7 protein-coding genes are annotated in these 7,100 nt (G+C 66.5%); 5 read left to right on the top strand and 2 right to left on the bottom strand.

Going from position 1 to position 7,100, the window contains the following annotated elements:
- The first annotated feature begins 105 nt into the window (after positions 1-105).
- Entirely contained in the window at positions 106-387 is a 282-nt protein-coding gene (locus FG385_RS28445) for a hypothetical protein (RefSeq protein ID WP_200834699.1), read from the top strand.
- A 1-nt stretch (position 388) separates the two neighbouring features.
- On the opposite strand, the gene FG385_RS28440 is transcribed toward FG385_RS28445, so the two are convergent.
- Both FG385_RS28440 and FG385_RS28435 read right to left on the bottom strand, forming a co-directional pair.
- Positions 389-1,153, bottom strand: coding sequence for a DUF5131 family protein (locus tag FG385_RS28440; protein ID WP_139099875.1), 765 nt, complete (start codon positions 1,151-1,153; stop codon positions 389-391).
- A 317-nt stretch (positions 1,154-1,470) separates the two neighbouring features.
- Positions 1,471-3,888 (bottom strand): DEAD/DEAH box helicase, encoded by a 2,418-nt coding sequence (locus tag FG385_RS28435; protein ID WP_200834698.1) that lies wholly within the window; start codon positions 3,886-3,888, stop codon positions 1,471-1,473.
- A gap of 73 nt (positions 3,889-3,961) precedes the next feature.
- Here FG385_RS28435 and FG385_RS28430 point away from each other — a divergent pair, with 73 nt between their 5' ends.
- The 4 genes from FG385_RS28430 to FG385_RS28415 all read left to right on the top strand — a co-directional run bounded on the left by FG385_RS28430 (position 3,962) and on the right by FG385_RS28415 (position 7,087).
- Positions 3,962-4,309 (top strand): hypothetical protein, encoded by a 348-nt coding sequence (locus FG385_RS28430; protein WP_235022843.1) that lies wholly within the window; start codon positions 3,962-3,964, stop codon positions 4,307-4,309.
- Positions 4,306-5,466 carry a hypothetical protein gene (locus FG385_RS28425; RefSeq protein WP_139099873.1) on the top strand — a complete coding sequence of 387 codons (1,161 nt, stop codon included), beginning with the start codon at positions 4,306-4,308 and terminating at the stop codon, positions 5,464-5,466. Before FG385_RS28430 ends, FG385_RS28425 begins: the two co-directional genes overlap by 4 nt.
- A gap of 86 nt (positions 5,467-5,552) precedes the next feature.
- On the top strand, positions 5,553-6,188 hold the full coding sequence (locus FG385_RS28420) for a type IV toxin-antitoxin system AbiEi family antitoxin domain-containing protein (RefSeq protein WP_235022841.1): 636 nt from the start codon (positions 5,553-5,555) through the stop codon (positions 6,186-6,188).
- The gene (locus FG385_RS28415; protein WP_139099872.1) at positions 6,185-7,087 is read left to right on the top strand and encodes a nucleotidyl transferase AbiEii/AbiGii toxin family protein; all 903 of its coding nucleotides are present in this window, start codon (positions 6,185-6,187) and stop codon (positions 7,085-7,087) included. Before FG385_RS28420 ends, FG385_RS28415 begins: the two co-directional genes overlap by 4 nt.
- Positions 7,088-7,100: the final 13 nt, after the last annotated feature.

Raw genomic sequence — 7,100 nt, 5'->3', positions numbered from 1 at the left:
ACATCGTGAAAGCCGCACTCACCCTGACCCATTTTGAACATCGAATGATCAAATGAAAGTCGTTGAGATCACGTCAATTTCCCATCGGATATTCAAACTGCGCACGTGATCAATGTCGATTCGATGGCTTGGTGGATCTATCATGGGTTCAATCCAAATTGTTCGTTAACAGACGCTCTTGACTTGTACGAGGATCTGCTCGCCCGCCTGAAAAACGAGCCCGCCGCCAAAACGAGAGTGGAAGCCCTACGCGAGTTCACGCTCTTCAACACGGTCTACCGACCGGAACACGTCATCCGCACGCTGAAGTCTCTGAGAGACGACGGGTTGATTGAGAGCGACCAGCAAGCCTTGTACCGCACCAGTTTCGTCCGCCTCGCGAGCTGACTCACTCACCTGCCGCGGCAGCCACGATCGGCCACGCAGGCATTCCATCGTGCGTACGCCCATCCAGCTCGCGCCCCAAAGACTTCGGACGGATGCCACCCCACTGCTTGTGAAAGAACGGAACGCCGGCGTTGGCGCACGCATCTCGGATGTCACGTACCCATTCGGCGTCGCATAGTCGCGCATGCGGGCCGGACTCACCCCCGGTGATCACCCAGCCAATTCCGGACAGCGACAGGCCCGACAGCGGACCGAGGAGCGGCTCAGCAGAGATGAACCTGACCACGGCCGGAACCTCACGTAGATGATCCACCCGGTCCAGGTGCCTCTGGTTTTCAACCGACACACCCATCCACAGGTTCTCAGGCCAGTCCAGTCGATCAGCCACCCGTCGGAGCTTCAGCGAGCGTTTCGTTAGCAGCTGGTAGGTGTGCTGCGGGGTGTCGGCAATGACCGCGAAGACGTCCCTGACGAACCCGATAGGCACCTTCGCGTGGAACAGATCCGACATCGAGTTGACGAACACGAGACGCGACTGCCGCCACCGGTAGGGAAGAGCCAATGTATCCGCATGCAACGCGACGCCGAACCCCGGTCCTGACGTCCTCGGATCGCCATCCGTTTGGTACTTCGCCGCTCCCATCGCCTTCAACCGCTTGGCGAGGGTCAGAGCGTAGCAATTGTCGCAGCCAGCCGATACTCGATCGCAACCTGTCGTCGGGTTCCAGGTCGCCTCCGTCCATTCGATCGAACTGCCGTCAGCCACGCCCCGTCACTCCTCACAAAGACCCGGAACGAACACGAGAGCCACGACCAACGCCTACTAAATAATCCCTGCGCCGCCGTCGCCACATCTCGACCCGCGTGCAACCGACGACACAGAAAAGTAAAACAGTGTTTGATCAAGGCATAACTGCTAGGACCACGGCATCCGTACCGACGACCGCATTACCTCCGAGAGTATCGGAAGCAGTCTGCGCGGCGGGCAGACGGTCGGGCCAGCGCGCGCCGACACCGATCACGTCGGATGGACCCCTGCCCGAGCAACCGAAGGCAATACCATCAACCCGATCTCCGGCACGCTCAGCTTGATCGCTTGCGATGCCTTGTGGGGTCCGGAAACCCAAGACTGCGGTAGCCAGGAGCGCGCTTGGCCAGGGATGAGGCGAGTACGCCGGTGAGGGTGTCGTGATAGTCGTGGACCTCGGCTGTGGTCTTGCCAGGGTGGGGGCGCAGGACGCGGCCGGCGGCTTGCACGAGACGCCCCTTGGAGGCGATCGGCGCGGCGAGGAACAGGGCGTCCAGGGCGGGGCAGTCGAATCCCTCCCCCACGTACTGCACGGTCGCGATGACCAGGAGCGGGACACCCTCGGGATCTGGCTTGAGACTGTCCTGTGCAGCGGCGCGAGCTTTGGCGCCCGTGCCGCCGCGCAGGATGACCGGGGTGTAGCCGCGGTCGCGTAGTGCCTTGTCGAAGTCGTCGACGTGCTCGCGCCATTGTGTGAGCAGCATGCAGTTGCGGCCCCGTTCCAACGCGGCGACGACATCGGTCACGACCCGCGCAGTGCGCGCCTGGTCGGCGACAAGTTCGCGGTAGACGGCGGCCATCCCGCCGGGGTCTGACGGGGCGAGATGGCCCGAGTACGAGAAGGTGGTCTCGTGCACGTGCAGCTCCGGTGTGGGCCGTGACTGCCGCTGTTCGCCGGAAGGGAGATCCAGCCGGACCTGGCCGTCGCGGTGCCCGCCGGACGCGCGGTGGGTGATGGTGTGCCGGATTGGTCCGGTCTGCAGCACGATCAGGTCGTCGAGCTTGTCGCGGCGGTATGGGGTTGCGGTGAGGCCGAGCCAGCGGTGCGCGGGGATCTGCTTGATCACGTGCTCGTAGGCAGCGGCGGGGACGTGGTGGCACTCGTCGACCACGATCAGCCCGTATCCGCTGGTCAACTCGATGACGTCATCGCGACGCGCCAGCGTTTGCAGCATCGCGACATCGATGACGCCGCGGGTCTTGCGCCGCCCGCCGCCGATCTGCCCGGGCTTGACGTCCAGCAACTCATCGATGCGAGCGCGCCATTGGTCGGCCAACGTCTTGCGGTCCAGTAGCACCAGGGTGGAGGTGCGGTGGGCGGCGATCAGCGCGGCGGCGATCACGGTCTTGCCCGACCCGGGTGGCGCTACCAGAACGCCCTGGTCATGCTCACTCAGCGCCGCGACCGCCTCCTGCTGCTCGGCCGTGAGATCTGCGCGGAACGCGAACTCCTGCGCCGTCCCCTGTGCGCGCTCGTCGGTGACCTCCAGCCGGGAGCCTGCCTCCTCGACCAGGGAGCGCACGCTCTCCAGCAGCCCGCGCGGCAGGACCAGCCCACCGTCGAGCGTTTCGTCATAACTACGCAGGAACCTTGGCACGTCCCAGGTCGACAGTCGCATCCGCTGCCGTTCGTAGAACAGTGGGTTGGGCATCGATGCCGCGTGCTTGAGCGTCGCCAACACGGCAGGCGTCAGCTCTTGACTCTCCAGCCGCACCCCCGCCGCCAGCCGTGCCGTCAGGACCGCGGGCAAGGCCGGCCGCGTACGCGTCGAGGCCGGGACTCCGATGCGATCCACACCCGCGCCGACGGTGACCGTTCCCGTCCGGTCGGCGAGCCGGGACACCTCGCGCGGCGTCATCCGCGATAGCGTCGACAGATACGCCCACTGGTCCTCGTGCGGCTCCAACGTGGCGGTATCGAGGAATACCGTTGTCCCATCTGGGCGTGACCGGCCGTGCAACGGCGCGGCGATCAGGTTCCCCACCCCGCCGGTGGGCAGCACGTCCTGGGACGGGAACAGTCGATCGTAACTGGCCAGATCCATGCGGCCACGTATCGCCATTGCCTCCCGCAGCAGGCCGCTGCCCAGCGTGCGGGCAGTGTCGGCCGGCACCGGCCCGGTGAAGAAAATCCACACGTGCGCGCCGACCCCCGACCTGGACACCTCCAGCGCACCCGGTGCCCCGCAGGCGCGGGCCGCTTTCAGGTAGGCCAGCGCGTCCAGCATCGCGGCATCGCCATCGAAATCCGCCGCTAACCACCAACACCGGTCACCGTCGAGCAAGGGGTACAGCCCGAGATGGATATCCCCGGTCAGGTGGGCCGTGAGCACCGCCTCGGTCAGCGGCAGGTAGTCCCGATCCTCGTGTCGCACGCCCTTGCGCCACCCGCCGCGCACCGCGGGCAGCCACCCCGACCGGCCCGTGCGCCGGTTCTCCCATCGGGTGGCGTACACATCGGTGCGTGCCGCGAACAACGTCCCGAAGAACGCGACCTTCGCGGCTGGCGAAGAACCCGCGTGCACCGGCCCGGACTTGGCATCGAACATCCCCGTCTGCGTCGGCCCCGGCGGCACCCTGTCCCCCGGGCGCATGTCCAGCAGCCGTACCAGGCGCGCGTTCTCTACACGCAATCGCGCGACCTGCGCCCGCAACGCCGCCAGCTCCTCGCCCAGCGGTTCGGAGTCACTCACCCCGCCACCGTAGTCCGCGGAACTCGGACTACGGTGGCCCGGCGACACAGGCGGCGAGTGAAGGACACAGGTGATGGGCTTGAGGGGGCGTTGGCGGATCGTGGACATGGATGTGTGGGACCGCGACGCCATCGATCTCGTCGGTCCCGGTTTTATCGAATTCACCGACGACGCCACCGGCCAGTTCGGGTTCATCGCCGTCCACGGATGGATGGACTGCCGCACGGTGAACCGTGACGGACGCGCCCGCATCGAGTTCAGCTGGGACGGCGACGACGAGGGCGATCAGGTGAGTGGTCGCGGCTGGGCCGTGGTGAACGATGATCGAACCCTCGAGGGGCACGTGTTCATCCATATGGGAGACGACTCAGGGTTCCGAGCCGTGCCGTGGACCGAGGCCGATGAACGGGATGCCGGGTGAGCGAGTACCAGTACTACGAGTTCGTCGCGGTCGACCGGCCGCTCGATACGCAGGCGCAAGCCGAGGTGCGATCGCTGTCCACACGAGCACGCATCACAGCAACCAGCTTCATCAACGAATATCACTGGGGCAGCTTCCGCGGCGAGCCCAGCCGAATGATGGAGCACTACTACGACGCGCACCTGTACCTGGCCAACTGGGGAACCCGCCAGGTCATGCTGCGGCTCCCGTGCAACGTCCTCGACATCGCCGTCGCCGAGCAATACTGCGTCGGCGACCAGGTGACCACCTGGACGGCGGGCGAGTTCGTCGTACTCGCCCTGACCAGCGAGGACGAACCCGGCGACTGGGACTACGAGCCGGAGGGGTCGCTATCGGCAATCGTCGGCGTCCGCGCCGAGCTCGCCGCCGGCGATCTGCGCCCCCTCTACCTGGCCTGGCTGGCCGGCTACGGCACCTGGGAACGCGACGAGTACGCCTTCGACCGCACCGAGGACGAGGAGCTCGAACCTCCCCTGCCACCAGGGCTGCGCTCGCTTACCGCGGCACAGCGGGAACTGGCCGATTTCCTCCGGCTCGACCCCGGCCTTCTCGATGTCGCGGCCGAGGCGAGCCCACCCCTCGATGAAGCCGCCGACGATCCCACACAGCTCGCCACGTGGGTGGCGAGCCTGCCAGCCAGTGAGAAGAACGAGCTCCTGCTACGCGTCATCCGCGACCAGGCCGCCGCCGCGCGGAGGGATATGGTGCGCCGGTTCCGCGGCACAACCGCGACTAAAGACACCGAGCAGCCCCGACGGACCGTGGCCGATCTCCTGGACGCGGCGGCGCGGCGACGCGCCGACCGCCAGCAGCGGGAAGCCGTCCGGCGCAGCGAAGAGGAAGCACGTCGCGAAGCCGCGCGAGCGCTTGCCCAACAACGGCGACTGGACGAGTTGGCTCGCGATGAACCAGGCGCCTGGTCCCGCATTGACGCGATGATCGCCACCCGCAAATCCGCGGAGTACGACGCCGCCGTCGCGTTGCTCACCGACTTGCGCGCACTGGCCGAACGCGAAACACAGCTGGACGAGTTCACCCGGCGCAGCCGTGCCCTCCGACAGCGCCACGCCCGCAAAATCAGCCTGCTCGACCGCCTCACGCGCGCAGGAATATGACCCCTGCGGCCCCGGGGCCTACTCATGTCCCACGCCAGCGTCACGCGCAGCGATCTTCACGGATGGGGCCCGGCAGGCAAGGTTTGATGAAAGTGTTGCACGATCACCTCATTCATGCAACACTTCTATCCATGATCGTGGCATGGCACGAGCTGCCCGACACGTTCACCACGGCAACCGCGCGGGCCCGTGGTGTGCATCCACGCGATCTCTACAGTGCCAGGGATTCCGGGGAGATCGTCGAGTTGTCCCGCGGGGTGTTCCGCCGCGCCGATGCCCCGCCTGCGAGCTACCCCGACCTGCTCGCAGTCGCATACCGAGCACCGCGGGCGATCGTGTGCTGCGTATCAGCGGCAGCGGTCTACGACCTCACCGATGTCATACCGCCCCGCGTGCAGATCGCGGTGACCACACGAGACCGGCCGCCACGAATCTCCTACCCCGCCGCCGAGGTGTTCCGCTTCAGCGTCGACACCTTCGAACTGGGCCTGTCAACCATCGAGGCGGCACCGGACGACCCGATACGGATCTACGATCCCGCCCGCACCGTAGTCGACCTGATGCGGCTGCGACACCGCCTGGGCGAACCACTGGCCCACGGCGCGCTGCGCCGCTACCTCCGTCGACCCGATGCACAGCCCGGGCTCCTACTGCAACTGGCGATAACGCTCGATGTGCGCCAGCCCCTGCGCCTGGCCCTCGACGTGGCGAGCGCGCAATGACCCGAGTGACCCGCCAGAAAGAAGCAGGGCGCGCCTACCTCGACCTCCAGAACCGTGCGCGTCGTGAACGCCGCAACACCCAAGAGCTGCTGACGCTCTACGTCGTCGAGCGATGGCTCGCCCGGCTCAGCCGCTCGGCCTATACCGAGCAGTTCGTGCTCAAGGGCGGAATGCTCCTCGCGACATTCGGCGCTCGCCGACCCACCGCCGACGCCGACGCCCTCGCCCGCCACATGGCCAACGACGAAGCCACCGTCGTCGCACGAATCGTCGAAATCGCCGGACTCGCCGACAACGACGGCGTGGAGTTCCGCACCAACACCGTGACCGCACGCACCATCCGCGACGAAGCCCTCTACGCGGGCGTGCGGGTCACCATGGACGCCCAGCTGGCGACCGCCACCGTGCGATTCCGCATCGACGTCAACTTCGGCGACCCGGTCACCCCGGCACCCCAAATGATCAACCTGCCGGCACTGCGCCCGGACAGTGCCCCGATCCGCATCCTCGGCTACCCCATCGAGACCGTCCTCGCCGAGAAGATCACGACAGCGATCACCCTCGGCGCGGCCAACACCAGAGTCCGCGACTACGCCGACATCTACACACTCATCGGCACACACGACCTCCAGCACGCGACCCTCCGCGACGCCCTCGTGGCGACCGGCCAGTTCCGCGGCACCTCACTCCAACCACTATCAACCACCATCGACGACCTGGCCGAACTGCGACACGCCACCTACGCCGCATACCGAACATCACTCGGAGCAGACGGCGAACACCTACCCAAAGCCTTCAGCACGATCGTCGACACCGTCGTCGCATTCGCCGACCACCTCATCGAAGCGCAGCCCCTCGCGGCAACGTGGCACGCACAAGATCAAAGCTGGAATCCCTAACCGACCCGCCCCG

The sequence above is a fragment of the Amycolatopsis alkalitolerans genome (genome assembly GCF_006152065.1).
Lineage (GTDB): Bacteria > Actinomycetota > Actinomycetes > Mycobacteriales > Pseudonocardiaceae > Amycolatopsis_E > Amycolatopsis_E alkalitolerans.
This window is presented reverse-complemented; position numbering and strand designations above follow the sequence as displayed.